The organism is Mucilaginibacter sp. P4_G9 (genome assembly GCF_056400985.1).
In genome coordinates this window covers 52,593-68,821 of the sequence record NZ_JBFUKF010000001.1, presented here as the reverse complement: position 1 = coordinate 68,821, position 16,229 = coordinate 52,593, and the positions used below count along the sequence as shown (strand labels likewise).

The following is a 16,229-nucleotide window of genomic DNA, read 5'->3' as shown; positions in this document are numbered from 1 at the left end:
AAGCAGTTGGTGTGTAATTACCGAACGCTGTGTTCCGAAAATAATTTGCAACATAAAGTGCGCTAGCCGGTCTAATCAACAGTGAGCAAGCAAAAGGATGAGAATTTACCCGACCGACGCCTGGTAACAGCTGTATTAAATGGCGACCGCTATGCTTTTGGCTTGATCGTTAAAAAGACGGAGGGACTGGTTGCGCAAATGACCTTCAAAATGATCAGCAGTCCTGGCGACCGTAAAGACATTGCCCAGGACGTTTACCTGAAGGCCTTCAAAAATCTTAGTAGCTTTAAGTTTCAATCCAAGTTATCTACCTGGATCGGTCAGATCGCTTATAATACCTGCCTCCATTACCTGGAGAAAAAGAAGCTGGTGCTTATGGATAACTTTGGAGAAGACAGTGAGTTTCCAATTGATCATTTTAATAAAGATTTAAAAAATGACACTGAAGACCTCCTGTTTAATAAGKAACTGGCGGCCATGCTTCAGACGGAGATCGAACAGCTTAAACCACTTTACAAAACCCTTATTTCCTTGTATCATCAGGAAGAACTAAGCTATGCAGAGATCGCTGAGATTACTTCTCTACCGGAAGGCACGGTCAAAAACTACATTTTCAGGGCAAGAAAAACGCTGAAAGAAAACCTCTTATTAAAATACAAAAGAAACGAGTTATGATAACAGCACATCTTACCGACGCGGAGATACAGCTTTATATAGCTGAACCGGAAAACATCAATGATCAATTGAAAATACATGTGCAGGATTGCGAAAACTGCCAGGCAAATATCGCCAACTACCGGTGGCTTTTTAACGGCATTCAAGACCAGGCAAAACCCCGGTTTGATTTTGACCTTACTAGCCTGGTCTTGGAACAATTACCGGAGCCGAAACGTGCATTTCCCTGGGCTGCCATCATGGTATCAGGTTTTTCTGTTTTGTTGATTTTCTTTTCAGCAATATTTTTCTGGCCAATCATGGACGCGGTTATCAGGAGCACGCCAATGGTGCTGCTTGTTTCGGCAGTTACCGCAGCAGTTGTTATCTTAATTTTCCAGGCCCTTGAAATGGCTAAAAACCATCAAAAGCAAATACATACACTTTTAAATGCAAAAACATTGCAACTATAATTCAGGTAAACGGTCTCATCAGGTATAAAAGCAAATCAAAAAAACAATGAAAAAGATATTTATAACCCTTCTATTACTCCCGGGTGCTTTCGTTGCACACGCAGAGAGTAATACCAGCTTAATGAGCGACAGAGCTACTTTCGAGGAGTTTGTTCGCAATATCGTTATCCTGCTGATGATCTTTATGGTTACCAGTTTCATCCTTACGATGATCAGGCTTATCCTGGATAATGGTCTTAAGAAGAAGATGGTAGAGATGGGCACTCCGGAAACCGTAGTTTCACAGTTGATGACAACAGGTAAAAATGAGGTCAGGAATAGCCTCAAGTGGTTTTGCGCACTTTGCGGTATTGCTGCCGGGCTTGGCATAATCGGCTGTTACCATCTTTCAGATATCTATGCACTTATGGTCATCGCATTTTGTTTATCGATAGGCTTCCTTGGTCATTTCCTCCTGGCCAGTAGACTGAATAAATAATAACACTCGTTCTGTTCAAAAAATGAAAACTCTGAAGGGTATGGGAATGCTATGCCTGCTTTGGAAACATTAACAAATCAAAAAATGAAGAAATTTATCCCGACAATTATAACCGCCCTGTTATTGATATGCTTTTGTTTTGCATTTTTTCTTCAAAATAAACGCAAGGGCGAAACGCTTCTTTCCATCAAAGACGCAAAATCCGGTTATACGTTTAAAGCTTCCTTTTACTCGGGATCGACGCCTGAAGTAACAAGGTATATGGATAGTTGCACCGCCATACTCAGAAACGAAAATACCAATTACCATATTAAAATCTCAGATGGGGATTTAACTATTACGGCAGATACGCGAGTTAATTCTGCTATCGCGACAGCTCATATTAAAAAGATGTGCCGGGGCATCAGTGATATTCTTATTCAATATTAATTCAATCCAATCCTCTATTAATTAAAACACTTTTATGAAATTATTAATCATGGCATTCTTGGCCATAGGGCTTTGCTTTGCCCCGGATTTTCTATTTGCCCAAACAATCAGCGGCAAAATATCAGGAAAAGTTGCAGATAAAAACCGGCAACCCGTTTACGGCGCCACCGTATCCCTCATGCGGTTAAAAGATTCTGTGACCGTAAAGTATGAACTGGCTGCTGAGGACGGGGTTTTTAATTTTAGTGTAAGTGATGCCGGCCTATATCGTATCCTGATTTCTTCCATTGGTAAATTGCCATATAAAAGCGAGGGAATAGCGGTTGACGTGCAACACCAATTGATGGATTTAAAAACCATCACTATGCAAACGGCTGCTAACACTTTAAAGGAGGTGGTAGTAACATCAAAAAAAGCATTCCTGGAGCAAAAGATCGATCGTGCGGTTGTTAATGTGGATGCGCTGATCAGCAATGCAGGTACCACTGCGCTGGAGGTACTGGAAAAGTCGCCTGGCGTTACCATTGACCAGGCCGGCCAGATCAGTTTTCATGGCAAATCCGGCGTGGCAATCTATGTAGATGATAAACCGACCTATCTTTCCGGTAGCGACCTGGAAAACTACCTGCGCTCTATGCCCTCATCAACCTTATCTCAAATCGAACTGATGACCAATCCGCCCGCCAAGTACGACGCAGCCGGTACCGCCGGTATCATCAATATCAAAACTAAAAAAACGAAAGTGAAGGGATTTAACCTGGGTGTGAGCCTTGGTTTGCGTCAGAGCCGGTATACAGCGACGAATAACAGCATGGATTTTAATTACCGGAAGGATAAAGTAAATGTATTCGGCACTTTCGCCTACACATTTAGTAATGGCTTTAACGATATAGACATTGACCGCAGCTACTTTTATAATGCGGGGCAACCATCGGGCGYGTTCACCCAGAATTCTTACATCCGCACTAAAAGCAGCGGCTATAACGCGAAGCTGGGTATGGACCTTCATTCATCTGAAAATACAACTATTGGCGTGCTATTCAACGGCATCATTCGTTCCCCTGATGAGTTTAATAATAGCAAAGGGCAGTTATTGAATGCTGCCGGCCAGGCCGATTCATCCATCGTATCAAAAAATAAAGAACTTGGTAAGTTCAAAAATGGCAGCGCTAATCTAAATTACAAGCATACCTTTAAAAAAGATGGTCCGGAAATAACGGCGAACCTGGATTACCTCGCTTTTGCGACGGGCAATAACCAAACATTTTTAAACCAAAGCCAGGCAACAGCGGGTTCGGTATCTATAGACCAGCTCAATGGCAACCTTCCTGCTGCCATTCATATCTATTCGGCCAAGGCGGACTACAGCCATCCATTATCCGATGGCTGGAAGCTGGAATCAGGTGTAAAAAGCAGCTATACCAACACCGATAACCAGGCCAATTATTTCAACATCGTAAACGGAATTGCCTTAACGGACAATGACAAGACCAATCATTTTTTATACAGGGAAGCCATCAACGCTGGTTATATTAATTTAAATAAAGATTTTAAAAGGCTAAGCGTACAGGCGGGTCTCCGACTGGAGAACACGGATTCGCGCGGTCATCAGTTAGGCAACGCTCAAAAGCCTGACTCTGCTTTTAACCGGAACTATACAGGCTTGTTCCCTACCATTTATCTCCTGTATAAATTGGATACGCTGGGCGATCATCAGCTAAAAATGACTTATGGACGCCGTATTGAGCGGCCTTACTATCAGGACTTGAATCCCTTTATTTCTCCGCTGGATAAATATACCTTCTATACCGGAAACCCTTATTTGCTACCCTCTTATTCGGGAAACTTTGAGTTGGGTTACATTTATAAAGATAGAATTTCGGTAACTATGACCTATACTGACATCCGCGACAGGTCAACAGAAACCATAGAAATTCGAAACGGCTATTATTTTAGTCGTCCGGGAAATATTAGTAGCACAAAATTATATGATTTGAATGCAGATGCAAGTTTCGATCCGGCCAGCTGGTTCAGTTTGGAGTTAAGCGGGGACGTATGGCAGATACGACAAGCCAGCGCTTTTTATACCGGCACTTTAAACAGCCGTAACACCAGTTTCTCGGGGCAGGCAGTATTGCAGTTTAAGCTTAAAAAGGGATGGACTTTACAAACCGATGGTAAGTATCAAAGTAAACAGACCGATGCACAGTTTACTTTGGCTGCTAAAGGCCGCCTCAATATAGCCGCCTCTAAGACACTGTCGCCACGTACTACGTTAAAACTGAGTATCAACGATCTTTTATTTACCAATATTAACCAGGGAGCCATAAACAATTTATATCAAACAAATGCCAGCTTTCGAACGCTGAAAGATTCACGCGCCGCATTACTTACTTTAAGCATGCGCTTTGGAAAATCAGTAAAGGATCAGCGTAAACATAATCAAACAGGTGCAGGTGAAGAAAGCGACCGGGTGAAAAATTAATTTGTCAAGCTTTATGTTCTCATAGTTTGAAGAAATGCAAGAGGGCAGCGAAATTATATCTGCTGTCCCTCACATGAAAGGAGACTCCGCGTTGATAGATCATCAGATTCCGTACTTTTTGATCAATAACAAAATATAAAGGTAATTTCATGGCAAACTGATGGGGAGATACTTAACACGGTCAATTTTAAACAGAATGGTTTGACCTAATTTTCAGAATGCAGTGGTCTTAGGTTCCCCGAATCTCCAACTATTCAATACAATTACTGTGCTCTTCGGTTGGTATATTAGCCTTTAACTAATATTATTAAAATGAAAAAAAAGACCAGCCAAAAAGAATCGTAAAAAAAGAAACATCAAAGTTTGATAACAACAAAGCTGAATTATTAGATTTAATCGCCTAGCTTATAGTAGAAATAATAATAGATGATGATGAAAATGATAAAGATTTAATCCCCGAAAATTTAAAGAGTATTTGAGACAAATCCCCAAAAGGGATTAGAACACCTAAAAAAAATTCAAATAGCTGATTAACAGAGTGTTGTTTGGTCACTGGAAAAGCCGGACAGAAAAAACACCATAGCTAAAAAATAAGTAAACCTCTAACAATTAAATTGTTAGAGGTTTAAACTTATTTAGTAGCCCCAAAGGGAAATTCTTAGAACACTTATTTGAGTTTTTGGAGACTGTTGAACCAATTTTGAAAAATGAAAACAAGGTTTCAACGACGACTGATGTTTCTACCAGTTGATCAGCGTAGTACATGCAATAAGTTGCCAGGGTCGGAGATTATGCTGTACAGGGAATAGCAGAACAACAAGAAGACAAGAACTATGTCTTTGTTTTTAAGTAGGTATTCTCGCACGAGTTTCATCGATTGGGTCATGTGGCTGTTGACGGTTGGTACGGAGATACCCAATTCCAAACCGGTTTCTTCGTAGGTTTTGCCTTCGATCTTGCAGCGGGTGAAAACCTCGCGACGCTGTGGCGATAATTGGTCAATGGCTTTTTGCAGAAGTTCACGGCTTTCTTTGGTTTCCAGCAGGATGTCTGAATGCAGGTAAAAATCTGTGGCGTTCAGCAGTAATCTGGCAGCCAGTCGCTTGTCTTTGGCGAGCCGGCGGAAATGATCGTAAACCAGATGCTGTGCAATAGTAAACAGGTAGGCTTCAAAAGATTGTTGGAGATAGATATCTTCCCTTTTTTGCCATAATTTAAGAAAAAGGTCTTGAACGAGTTCATCGGCTATAGCTTCATCTTTAACCAGGGAAAAGATGCGGCGATAGATTGGACGGAAGCAGGTACTGTACAGTTTGTTAAAGGCGCGTTCATCATTGTTGTGGAGTCGTGCCAACAAGTACTGTAGTTCCGTATCCTCAAATAATTTCACGCTGCCAATTGTCTAAAGAATTTACTAATGTAACAATAATCGGTTATTTCTCAACTACTAACGGGTTCAGTACAATAAAAATACTTTGTTTTTTATGAATTTTTATCGTTGATTATCAGTATATTATAAAATAATTGAAGATTGTTCGCCTTTTGATTCATTGTTTTTTTTTCGATTGACGTATTATCACAATAAACGCTTGAATTATGGATGGAAGTCAACGGGATTTATGGAAACGCTTTATTCGAAACGAATGCACGACAGCAGAAATCGAAGCTTTATTGGCACAATTTAGCAATGCCGACAATGAAACCGATTTGCTTATGCTGATCGAAGCAGAACTGCATAAAGAGGCAACCCAGATTGACCCTGCCTTACCTGACCTGCGACAGAAGGAGAAAGAAATATATGCAGCCTTATTGCCACATATCCGGATGGAACGCAAATCATCTTTATGGCCGCGCATTGCTGCTGCCGCTTCCATCGTAGTATTATTAGGATTTGGCGGTTATTTTGCGTTGCACAAGAAGCATACATCGGTACAATTAGTGCAAAATCATATACAAGTTATTGCCCCGGGACAAAATCGGGCAACGCTAACTCTGGCCAATGGCCAAAAGATCGTTTTGGCTAAAGGATTGAAAGGGCAATTGGCAGTACAGGGCGGGACGGTTATTCAGGCGAGGGACAATGATATTAGCTACAGTAACACTGATAAGGAAGAGACAGTTAGTTATAATATCTTATCCACAGCTAAGGGCGAACAGTCTCCCTATCCATTGATTTTAGCAGACGGTACCAAGGTGTGGCTGGACGCGGCTTCTTCAATCACATTTCCAACGGCTTTTACCGGCAAACAGCGTAAAGTCCAACTCACCGGACAAGGTTATTTTGAAGTAAGTCATAATCCGGCTATGCCATTTATTGTGAAAACATCCAAATCTGAGGTGCAGGTATTAGGTACACACTTTAATATATCGGCATATGACGATGATCAGGAAACTAAAACAACGCTGTTGGAAGGTTCAGTGAGAATAAAAGGCAAAACTGCAACCGGTAAACTAAAGCCAGGAGAACAAGCTGTATTAACGGACAATGGCCAACTGTCAATAATTAAAGACGTAGATACTGAAACGGAGGTTGCATGGAAGAATGGATTGTTTGTTTTTAAAAAGGCGAGCATCGAGCAGGTTATGGCGAATGCTTCACGCTGGTATGATATAAATGTTAAATACGAAGGAAACGTTCCTAAAAGAAAGCTTAACGGAAGGATGTCGCGCGCAGCGGATATTTCAGAGTTGTTGGGAGTACTACAATTTGGTGGTATTAAATATCGGATAGAAGGAAAAAATATCATTATCGCTAATTAGATAAAGGCTGGCTCATGGGAAGGCCAATCTATTGAATATCTGATATAGTAACGGATTTAATAAACAACCAATTATTCACTTAAAAACTAATTATGGAGAAAGAACTACGAAGAACCACCTAAAAACTGATACCCTTAGTGATTATGTATAGCCTATCAGTGCAATGTCCTTATTCCACGGTTGGCCTGTATAAATAAAAACCGGGAAGTGCTGTAACACTTTCCCGGCTAATATCTGGGTATCCAATCATCAGAAGTAACCAAATTAAATCTAACGTTTAACCCAATTAACCAAAATTATGAAAATTAATTTAAAGTGCGCGGAAGCGTCATGGCGCACTATGCCCCAAATTTTTCTAATTATGAAGCTAACGATTGTCATATTGATTATAGCATTTGCACAAGTAAGTGCAAAAAGCTTTGGTCAGCTAATTACTCTTCATGAAAAGAATGTGTCTGTAGACAAGGTTTTATCATTAATAGAAACCCAGACAGGATATCATTTTGTATACTACGATAACCTTGATGTTCTTAAATCGAAAACTTTAAATATCAACGTAGAAAAGCAAACAGTTGCTAATGTTCTCGATCTGTGTTTTAATAGCATTCAGGTTAGTTATAAAATACTCAAAAAAACCATCGTTTTAAAAGAAGCAGAGCAATCACAAAGTGAAATGCCGGTTATTGCTGTTCAAAAGATCAGTGGAACAGTTACAGATGACAAAGGTGCGCCATTACCCGGAGCATCTGTAATATTAAAAGATGCCAAAAAGGGTACTGTCACCAATGCTGAGGGACAATTTTCAATTGATGCTAAACCTGGCGATGTACTTGTTATTTCTTTCATAGGTTTTCAAACCAGGGAGATTGTAATTGGTTCACAATCGAATATTGAAGTCAGAATGACCGCTCTTACCAACTCATTAAATGAATTGGTGGTGGTAGGATACGGTACGCAAAAAAAGGTGAATTTAACCGGGGCGGTTGCCAGCGTTGGCGCCGATAAGCTGGAAAGCCGGCCGATAGTTAACCTTGGAGATGGTTTGAACGGATTAATTCCCAACTTAAATGTTAACCTTAACAACGGACAGCCTGGCACAGGCGCCAGTTATAACGTAAGGGGATATACAACTATAAGCGGGAGTCCAAATCCGCTGATATTGGTTGATGGCGTACAACGTGACCCTAACCTGATAGATCCTAATGATGTGGCGAATGTATCGGTATTGAAAGACGCAGCTTCGGCGGCTATTTACGGCGGCCGGGCGGCTTTTGGTGTAGTCCTGATTACCACCAAAACCGGCAAAAAAGGTGCTACGCAAATCACTTACTCAGGTTCCTACACTTCATCGCGGCCAACCAAGATACCCGATTATATCAATTCAAAAGATTATCTGAATATGTTTAACGCCGCCCAAAGATCAGGTGCGAAAAGTGGCGGCTATACATCCAACGATCCTTTTACCGCCCAGGATTCCATTAATATCATGGCTTATTTTAATGATCCTGCCCATAACCCTTCGGCATACGTGGACCCAGGCAACCCGCAGCGATACCGATATGTAGGCAATACCGATTGGATCAAGGTATTATACCCGGGCTGGGCGCCTCAGCAGCAGCATTATTTATCGGTATCCGGCGGCGAGGGAAAAACAACCTATTCGGCCAATATGGGGTACTTTACGCAGGATGGCTTAGAAAAAGTTGCCAACCAGGTGTATAAAAGGTATACGCCAAGCTTAAAATTAGTATCGGATATTACTAAATGGCTCACGTTCAATTTCAATATGTCGATGACGCATACTGATAATAACCAAAGCGCCTATACCAACCAGTCTAACCAGGGCGGCGCATGGATCCCTAATGACCTGCGCCCTTTAATGCCCGTTTATAATCCTGACGGAAATTTCTCGGGTCAGGGTAACTATACCAACCCGGTTGCGGTTATAAAGCAAAACGGGAGGGATATCAACTCCGAAAATGATTTCTGGACAACCGGCCGCATTATATTAAACCCGGTTAAGCACCTTACAATTACCACAGATTATACCTGGAACAGCTATACCGCGTTTGACAGGGAACAGGTTATCCCTTTTAACGAATATGGTGTCGACGGTGCTTTTTTAAATATATTTCCGCATACCAACCCTTCAAGGGTATCTGAATACCGGCATAATGATAATTATAATGCTTTTAATGCCTTTGCTACGTATGAAAATACCTTCGGTACAAAAAACTATTTTAAAGCTCTTGCAGGATATAACCAGGAGTATTTTCACTATGTACTGAGCAATGCCACTGCAAGGAACCTGATAGACCCAACATTGCCGGCAATTGGTACCAATAACGATACGAAACCCAGTGTAGGCGGCGCAGAAACCCAATCAGCGTTGATCGGCACGTTTTTCAGGTTAAACTACATTTACGACAAAAAGTACCTGTTAGAAGTAAACGGCAGGTACGATGGCACATCCCGTTTTCCGGCCAATCACCGGTATGCTTTCTCGCCATCAGTTTCGGCCGGCTGGAACATAGCCGAAGAGGGCTTTATGGACGGGCTTAAAAATACCATTAACGAATTAAAACTAAGGGCCTCCTACGGCCAGTTACCTAACCAGCAGGCATCAAGCGGTGTATCCTCATCAGCACAATACCCTTATATAGCTACACAAAGCGCGGGTACAGTTGGGTATTTATTTAATACCCAGCCGGGTGTTACCGTTAGCGCTCCCGGCCTTATAAGCACTACGCTTACCTGGGAAAAAGTTAGAACCAAAAATATAGGGTTAGATTATACTTTTTTAAACAGTAAGCTAAGCGGAAGCTTCGACTATTTTATTACCGATACTAAAGATATGCTGGTTGCCGGGCAGCAATTGCCGGCAGTTTTAGGTACTGGGGCGCCGTTAAGAAATGCTGCCGACCTAAGAACAAAAGGCTGGGAATTAAGCGTAAGCTGGAAGGATCGCATGTTTGATAAGCAGTTATTCTACAGCGTTAGCCTTGGCCTGTCTGATTCCAGGAGCACTATAACCAGGTACGACCTTAACCCAACATTAAGTATAGGCGATTATTATCCGGGCCAGAAACTTGGCAATATCTGGGGCTTTGTAAGCGATGGCTTCTATAAAACCGATGCCGATGCTACAAAAGTTGATAACAGTGCGCTTGCAGGGTATACCTGGCTTGCCGGTGATATTAAATATGCCGACCTGAATAATGATGGAAAGATTAGTTACGGCAGCAATACGGTAACAAACCCGGGCGATCAAAAAATCATAGGCAATACTACCCCACGCTATCGGTTTGGTGTTAATTTAAATCTTGCATACAAGAACTTTGATTTCGCTGCTTTTTTCCAGGGGATCTTAAAAAGCGATTTTGTACCTAACGACTACGTTTTTTACGGATTTAAAGGTAATGAGTGGAATATCCCCTATGGATATGCAACTGACTACTGGACGCCGCAAAATCCAAATGCCTATTTTTCGCGGCCGAGGTTTAATGGTTCGGGAAACCAGCAAACACAAACCATGTATTTGCAAAATGCCGCTTACTGCCGCGTAAAACAAATAACCCTGGGTTATTCGCTTCCGGCACAGCTTATTAACAAACTAAGCCTGCATAAGGTGAGGGTATATGTTACCGGCGCCAACCTTTTTACCATAACATCCATGTTTAAAGGTTACGACCCTGAAATTGTGAGCAATGGCGGCAATTTTGGCACATATCCTATCAATAAATCGGTATCGTTTGGCTTGCAGGCCACTTTATAAACTAATTTAAATCATTAAATAAGATGAAAAATAAGCATATTATATTCATGACATTTTTTGCTGTGATTGTATTAGCATCATGCAAAAAAGATGGCTTTCTTAACCGTTATCCATTGAGCGACATCAGCCCTCAAAACTTCTTTAAAAACGAAACCGATTTGCAGATCTATTGCAATCAGTATTACTCAACCCTGCCTGTTCAAAACTTTGTGAATGCTGATGACGATTCTGATGATAAGGCAAATGCCTCTATCAATTCCTATCTTGCAGGCACATCAACAGTGCCTACAACAGGCGGCGGATGGAATTTTGGCTTTATCCGTACCTGCAATTTTTTCCTGGCCAACTATTCAAAAGCGACTATAAGCGATGATATCAAAAACATTTATGTAGGCGAAACGCTGTTTTTCAGGGCCAATGATTTTTGGGGCAAAGTAAAAAGGTTTGGCGATGTACCTTACATCAACAAATATATTGTTGATACCACCAAAAGTGTTTTATACGGAACGCGTACGCCGCATAAGCAGGTGATGGATTCGGTACTCAAGGATCTTAACTTTGCTGTAGCCCATCTGCCTGCAGATGCCCCGGACGGCCGCCTGAATAAGTATATGGCGCTTGCATTAAAGGCCAGGGCATGTTTATGGGAAGGAACTTACCGCAAATATTTTGGAGTAGGTGACGAAACGGTCTATCTGCAGCAGGCTACCGATGCCGCAGAACAGCTCATGGATTCGGGCCAGTTTGATATTTATAGTACAGGGAACCCGCAAACGGATTATTATAACCTGTTTATCCAGGATGAGTTAAAAGGTAACCCGGAAGCCATTATGCCTATGCGGTACCTTACAACCGTATTAACCAATAATTTCGACAGGCAGCTGGGCGAGGCCGGCGACGGGTATACCAAGGATTTTGCCCGCTCGTTTTTATGTACCGATGGTAAACCAACCTCGCTTAGTTCGTTGTATAAGGGCGATAATACTCCTGATGACGAAGCCACCAACCGCGACCCGCGTTATAAACAGCAAATTGCAACCAGGGGCTTCGATTTTTTAAATGGGGACATCATTACACTTCCGCGTATCGGCACTTCGGTTACTTCTACCGGGTATCAGCCTATAAAAGGCCGCTCATCAAGCCTGGCTGCCTGGAATGCCAGTCAATCCACATTTGATGTGTTTATTTTCAGGTATGCCGAAACATTGCTGATAGAAGCAGAGGCGAAAGCAGAACTGGGCCTTTGTACACAAACAGTTTTGGATAATACCATTAACAAATTGCGGGACAGGGTGGGCATGCCCCACATGATCATTGCCAGCCTTGTTAAAGACCCTAAATCGGATTTTCCGGCATTACCTGTATTGATCGATGAAATAAGGAGGGAACGACGCGTTGAATTAGGTTCCGAGGGCTTTCGCTTTGATGATCTGCACAGGTGGCACGCCGGTACGCTGATTAATAACCCCGAAACAGCGCTGGGTATGAAACTTACGCCTGCCCTTAGGGCACAATACCCAACAGACCAGGTAAGCAATATTGTTGTTGACGGTAATAATTATATTAAAGTTTACCCGGGTATTACACGTACGTGGAACGATAAATTATACTTAAATCCTTTACCTATACAGGAGCTAACCCTGAACCCTAACCTGAAGCAAAATCCGGGATGGTAATAACAGGTCATAATTTATTATAAAAGTGACATCAGTTTTTAGCCACAACCTTACTTGCTTCGGGTAAGGTTGTGGTTATGAAATAATTTAATTGGAGTTTTTTATTGGTCAATAATAAACAAAGCCCGATTGGATATACAGAATTTGTTGAGGCGAATGATATCAAGATCAAAGTTTGTTTTGGAAGGCATTACGAATTTGTGCAAAAAGCCGTGTCTTGCAATAAGGTGAGATAGCAAAGAGGTTTTAACAGGCAAACACAACTAAATTATTAACATTATTTATTCCAATGGATTTTAAAAAATTACTGACGTTTTGTTTCATTTTAACCGGTTTAAACCTGGCATACAGCCAAACACCCGATTGGGAGAATGAACAGGTTTTCGGCATCAATAAAGAGGCTACCCACGTAACCTATATACCTTATGCCAGTACCGAACAAGCTTTAAGAGACGTTGCCGAAGCATCGCCGTATTATTTTACGCTGGATGGGCAATGGAAATTCAACTGGGTGAAGCAACCCTCGGAAAGGCCGGTCAACTTTTATCAGCAGGGATTTGACGATGCAGCCTGGAAAACCATCCCGGTGCCTTGCAATATGGAAATGCAGGGTTATGGTACGCCTATTTACACTAATATTACCTATCCGTTTAAAACAAACCCGCCAAAAGTAATGAACCCGGCACCGACGGATTGGACAGTAAGCAGGGAGCCAAACCCCGTAGGCTCGTACCGGCGCAGCTTTGATATACCGGATAACTGGGATGGCAAACAGGTGTTTGTACATTTTAATGGTGTGCAAAGCGCTTTTTACATCTGGGTTAACGGGCAAAAAGTTGGTTATAGCCAAAACAGCATGAGCCCCGCCGAATTTGATATTACCAAATATGTAAAACCGGGCAAAAACCTGGTAGCGGTCGAAGTATATAAGTATAGCGATGGCAGCTACCTGGAAGATCAGGATATGTTCAGGTTTAGCGGAATTTTCAGGAGCGTGTTTGTATATGCCACGCCAAAGCTGCACCTGCGCGATTATCTTATGCAATCGGATTTATCGGCGGATTTTACCTCAGCCAAATTTTCGGTAAAGGCAGCTCTCCGCAATTATGGAAAAAAAGCCGCAGCCGGCAGCCTGGATGTGGCTATCTACCAGCCCGATGGTACATTGTTAAACAATACAACATTTATTACGCAGCGCATAGCTTCGGTGATTGGCAATTCAGAAAAGAACTATCAGCTGGAAGGTAATATCAGCCACCCGTTATTGTGGTCGGCCGAGGAACCCAACCTGTATAAAGTTGTATTTACCCGGAAGGATAAAAAAGGCCTTGTACAGGAAGTCCTGGCATCTGAATTTGGTTTCCGTAAAGTGGAAATAAAGGACAGCCGCCTGTTTGTAAATGGTAAACCTATATTACTTAAAGGTGTAAACCGACACGAGGTGCACCCTAAATATGGTAAAACCGTGCCAATGGCCACTATGGTGCGCGATATTGAATTGATGAAACAATACAATATTAACACGGTACGTACCTGTCACTACCCGGATGATCCCGCCTGGTATAAGCTGTGTGATGAATATGGTTTATATGTGATTGATGAAGCCAACCTGGAAACCCATGGTATGGAAGATAAGCTGACCAAAGATTCCAAATGGAAACCTGCTTATGTTGACCGGGAAGTACGGCTGGTGGAACGGGATAAAAATCACCCCTCGGTAATCATCTGGTCGATGGGGAACGAATCATGGGGAGGGGAGAATTTTGCAGCTGGCCGGGCAGCCATACTGGCGATTGATCAATCGCGCCCCATCCATTACGAAGGACAGAACGAAATAGCCGATATCGAATCGAGCATGTATCCTTCTATAGGCGATTTGACTAAGGAAGGGGAGAAGCAATCGGCAAAACCATTTTTTATGTGCGAATACGCGCATGCGATGGGCAATGCCATCGGCGATTTAAAAGAATACTGGGATGCCATCGAATCGCACAAGCGGTTAATAGGCGGCTGTATTTGGGAATGGGTTGACCAAGGTGTGAACAAAGCCATCCCCGGCGATACAACCGGCAAAACCTTTTTTGCCTATGGCGGCGATTTTGGCGATAAACCCAATGACGGCACGTTCAGTATTAAAGGCTTGATAACCTCGGACCGGCAGGTAAAGCCCGAAATAGAAGAAGTAAAAAAGGTATACCAGTATGTAACCATCAAGGCCACAGATCTTGCGGAGGGCAAGGTGAGTGTCACCAATAAATACGCCTTTATTAATCTCAACAAGTTTGATCTTACCTGGGCTTTAGCTGCAGATGGCAAAGTGGTTCAATCTGGCACATTACCCGCTTTAAACCTTCCGGGCGGGCAAACGGCGGTAATTGATATTCCGTATCAAAAAACGGCGCTGCTTGCAGGTGCGCAATACTGGCTGACGGTATCCTTTAAGCTTCACGAAGATAATTTATGGGCAAAACGGGGACATGTGGTAGCCTGGCAGCAAATGGCTGTGCCTTTTGGGCAAACAGCAGCGCCGGTAATAAACGCGGCTAGGCTTCCGGGGCTGAAAGTAACAGATGGTGCTCAAAAATTAAATATTACGGGCAAGGCGTTTACATTGGCATTTGATAAACAATCGGGAACTATTTCGGCCCTGGCTTATGCAGGTAAAACCATTATCAGTAACGCTCAAAACGGCCCCATGTTTAACCTTTACCGTGCCCGGATGGATAACGACCGTACGCAGGAACGGGGCCCTTACATTGAATGGACGAAGGCTGGCTACGATAGTTTACAATACCAGCTTAAAAGTTTTGAAGTAAATAAAACGGACGGTAAATATGTGCAGGTTACCACCGTTACCGATGCCACAACACGTTCGGGGTTTAAAGTAACTACCACCATTGTTTATACGGTTTATGGCAATGGGTTTATCAATGTAGATGCAAAGTTCAACCCCGGCAAAAACGACCTGGACATACCACGTCTGGGCCTGCGGCTATTTTTAAATGAAGGGCTGGAACATGTAGAATGGTATGGCCGCGGCCCGCATGAAAACTATTCGGACCGTAAGGAGTCGGCAGATTTTGGGCAATACCAAAAAAAGGTAAACGAGATGCTTGAACCGTACGAACGGCCGCAGGGAATGGGCAACCGCGAAGATGTACACTGGCTTAAAATAACTGATGATGAAAATAATGGTGTAATGATAGTTGTAGATGGTAAGCTGAATTTTACCACGCTTCACTACACGGACCAGGACTTAGCGAAGGCAGAGCATTTGTACCAGTTAACGCCACGTAAAGAAACCGTTTTAAGCCTTGATTATAAACAATTGGGCATAGGTAATGCCAGCTGCGGGCCTATATCGCTGCCTCAATATTATATCCCGGCCAGCCCGGCGGGTATTTCATTCAGTATCAGGCCGTATGCATCTATGGATGGTGCCGCAGATGAATATGCCAGGTATACAGTAAAGTGACAATCAGAACAAAGTATTCAATTC

Annotated in this window: 10 protein-coding genes; 9 read left to right on the top strand and 1 reads right to left on the bottom strand. The window is 42.5% G+C overall.

What is annotated here, in order from left to right; all coding sequences use genetic code 11:
* Positions 1 to 81 precede the first annotated feature (81 nt).
* The 5 genes from AC1DPZ_RS00255 (at position 82) to AC1DPZ_RS00235 (ending at position 4,519) form a co-directional block, all read left to right on the top strand.
* Complete coding sequence (locus tag AC1DPZ_RS00255; RefSeq protein WP_477400412.1) at positions 82 to 675, top strand: RNA polymerase sigma factor; 594 nt, start codon at positions 82 to 84, stop codon at positions 673 to 675.
* Positions 672 to 1,127 (top strand): hypothetical protein, encoded by a 456-nt coding sequence (locus AC1DPZ_RS00250; RefSeq protein WP_477400410.1) that lies wholly within the window; start codon positions 672 to 674, stop codon positions 1,125 to 1,127. Before AC1DPZ_RS00255 ends, AC1DPZ_RS00250 begins: the two co-directional genes overlap by 4 nt.
* A 121-nt stretch (positions 1,128 to 1,248) precedes the next feature.
* Complete coding sequence (locus tag AC1DPZ_RS00245) at positions 1,249 to 1,605, top strand: hypothetical protein (protein ID WP_477400409.1); 357 nt, start codon at positions 1,249 to 1,251, stop codon at positions 1,603 to 1,605.
* A gap of 84 nt (positions 1,606 to 1,689) precedes the next feature.
* Positions 1,690 to 2,034, top strand: coding sequence for a hypothetical protein (locus AC1DPZ_RS00240; RefSeq protein WP_477400408.1), 345 nt, complete (start codon positions 1,690 to 1,692; stop codon positions 2,032 to 2,034).
* A gap of 34 nt (positions 2,035 to 2,068) precedes the next feature.
* Positions 2,069 to 4,519 (top strand): TonB-dependent receptor, encoded by a 2,451-nt coding sequence (locus tag AC1DPZ_RS00235; RefSeq protein ID WP_477400406.1) that lies wholly within the window; start codon positions 2,069 to 2,071, stop codon positions 4,517 to 4,519.
* A 751-nt stretch (positions 4,520 to 5,270) separates the two neighbouring features.
* On the opposite strand, the gene AC1DPZ_RS00230 is transcribed toward AC1DPZ_RS00235, so the two are convergent.
* Positions 5,271 to 5,909 (bottom strand): RNA polymerase sigma factor, encoded by a 639-nt coding sequence (locus AC1DPZ_RS00230; protein WP_477400404.1) that lies wholly within the window; start codon positions 5,907 to 5,909, stop codon positions 5,271 to 5,273.
* 206 nt (positions 5,910 to 6,115) lie between these two features.
* On the opposite strand from AC1DPZ_RS00230, the gene AC1DPZ_RS00225 reads away from it, so the two are divergent.
* The 4 genes from AC1DPZ_RS00225 (at position 6,116) to lacZ (ending at position 16,205) form a co-directional block, all read left to right on the top strand.
* A complete protein-coding gene (locus tag AC1DPZ_RS00225) occupies positions 6,116 to 7,279 on the top strand; it encodes a FecR domain-containing protein (protein ID WP_477400403.1) in 1,164 nt (387 codons plus the stop codon).
* A 361-nt stretch (positions 7,280 to 7,640) separates the two neighbouring features.
* Positions 7,641 to 11,054, top strand: coding sequence for a SusC/RagA family TonB-linked outer membrane protein (locus AC1DPZ_RS00220; protein ID WP_477400401.1), 3,414 nt, complete (start codon positions 7,641 to 7,643; stop codon positions 11,052 to 11,054).
* A 23-nt stretch (positions 11,055 to 11,077) separates the two neighbouring features.
* A complete protein-coding gene (locus AC1DPZ_RS00215) occupies positions 11,078 to 12,730 on the top strand; it encodes a RagB/SusD family nutrient uptake outer membrane protein (protein ID WP_477400400.1) in 1,653 nt (550 codons plus the stop codon).
* A 289-nt stretch (positions 12,731 to 13,019) separates the two neighbouring features.
* Complete coding sequence (lacZ, locus tag AC1DPZ_RS00210; protein WP_477400399.1) at positions 13,020 to 16,205, top strand: beta-galactosidase, LacZ type; 3,186 nt, start codon at positions 13,020 to 13,022, stop codon at positions 16,203 to 16,205.
* Positions 16,206 to 16,229: the final 24 nt, after the last annotated feature.

Coding starts and splice junctions, on each gene's coding strand:
- AC1DPZ_RS00240 (WP_477400408.1), top strand. CDS start 1,690: ATGAAGAAATTTATCCCGACAATTATAACCGCCCTGTTATTGATATGC.
- AC1DPZ_RS00220 (WP_477400401.1), top strand. CDS start 7,641: ATGAAGCTAACGATTGTCATATTGATTATAGCATTTGCACAAGTAAGT.
- AC1DPZ_RS00250 (WP_477400410.1), top strand. CDS start 672: ATGATAACAGCACATCTTACCGACGCGGAGATACAGCTTTATATAGCT.
- AC1DPZ_RS00245 (WP_477400409.1), top strand. CDS start 1,249: ATGAGCGACAGAGCTACTTTCGAGGAGTTTGTTCGCAATATCGTTATC.
- AC1DPZ_RS00215 (WP_477400400.1), top strand. CDS start 11,078: ATGAAAAATAAGCATATTATATTCATGACATTTTTTGCTGTGATTGTA.
- lacZ (WP_477400399.1), top strand. CDS start 13,020: ATGGATTTTAAAAAATTACTGACGTTTTGTTTCATTTTAACCGGTTTA.
- AC1DPZ_RS00225 (WP_477400403.1), top strand. CDS start 6,116: ATGGATGGAAGTCAACGGGATTTATGGAAACGCTTTATTCGAAACGAA.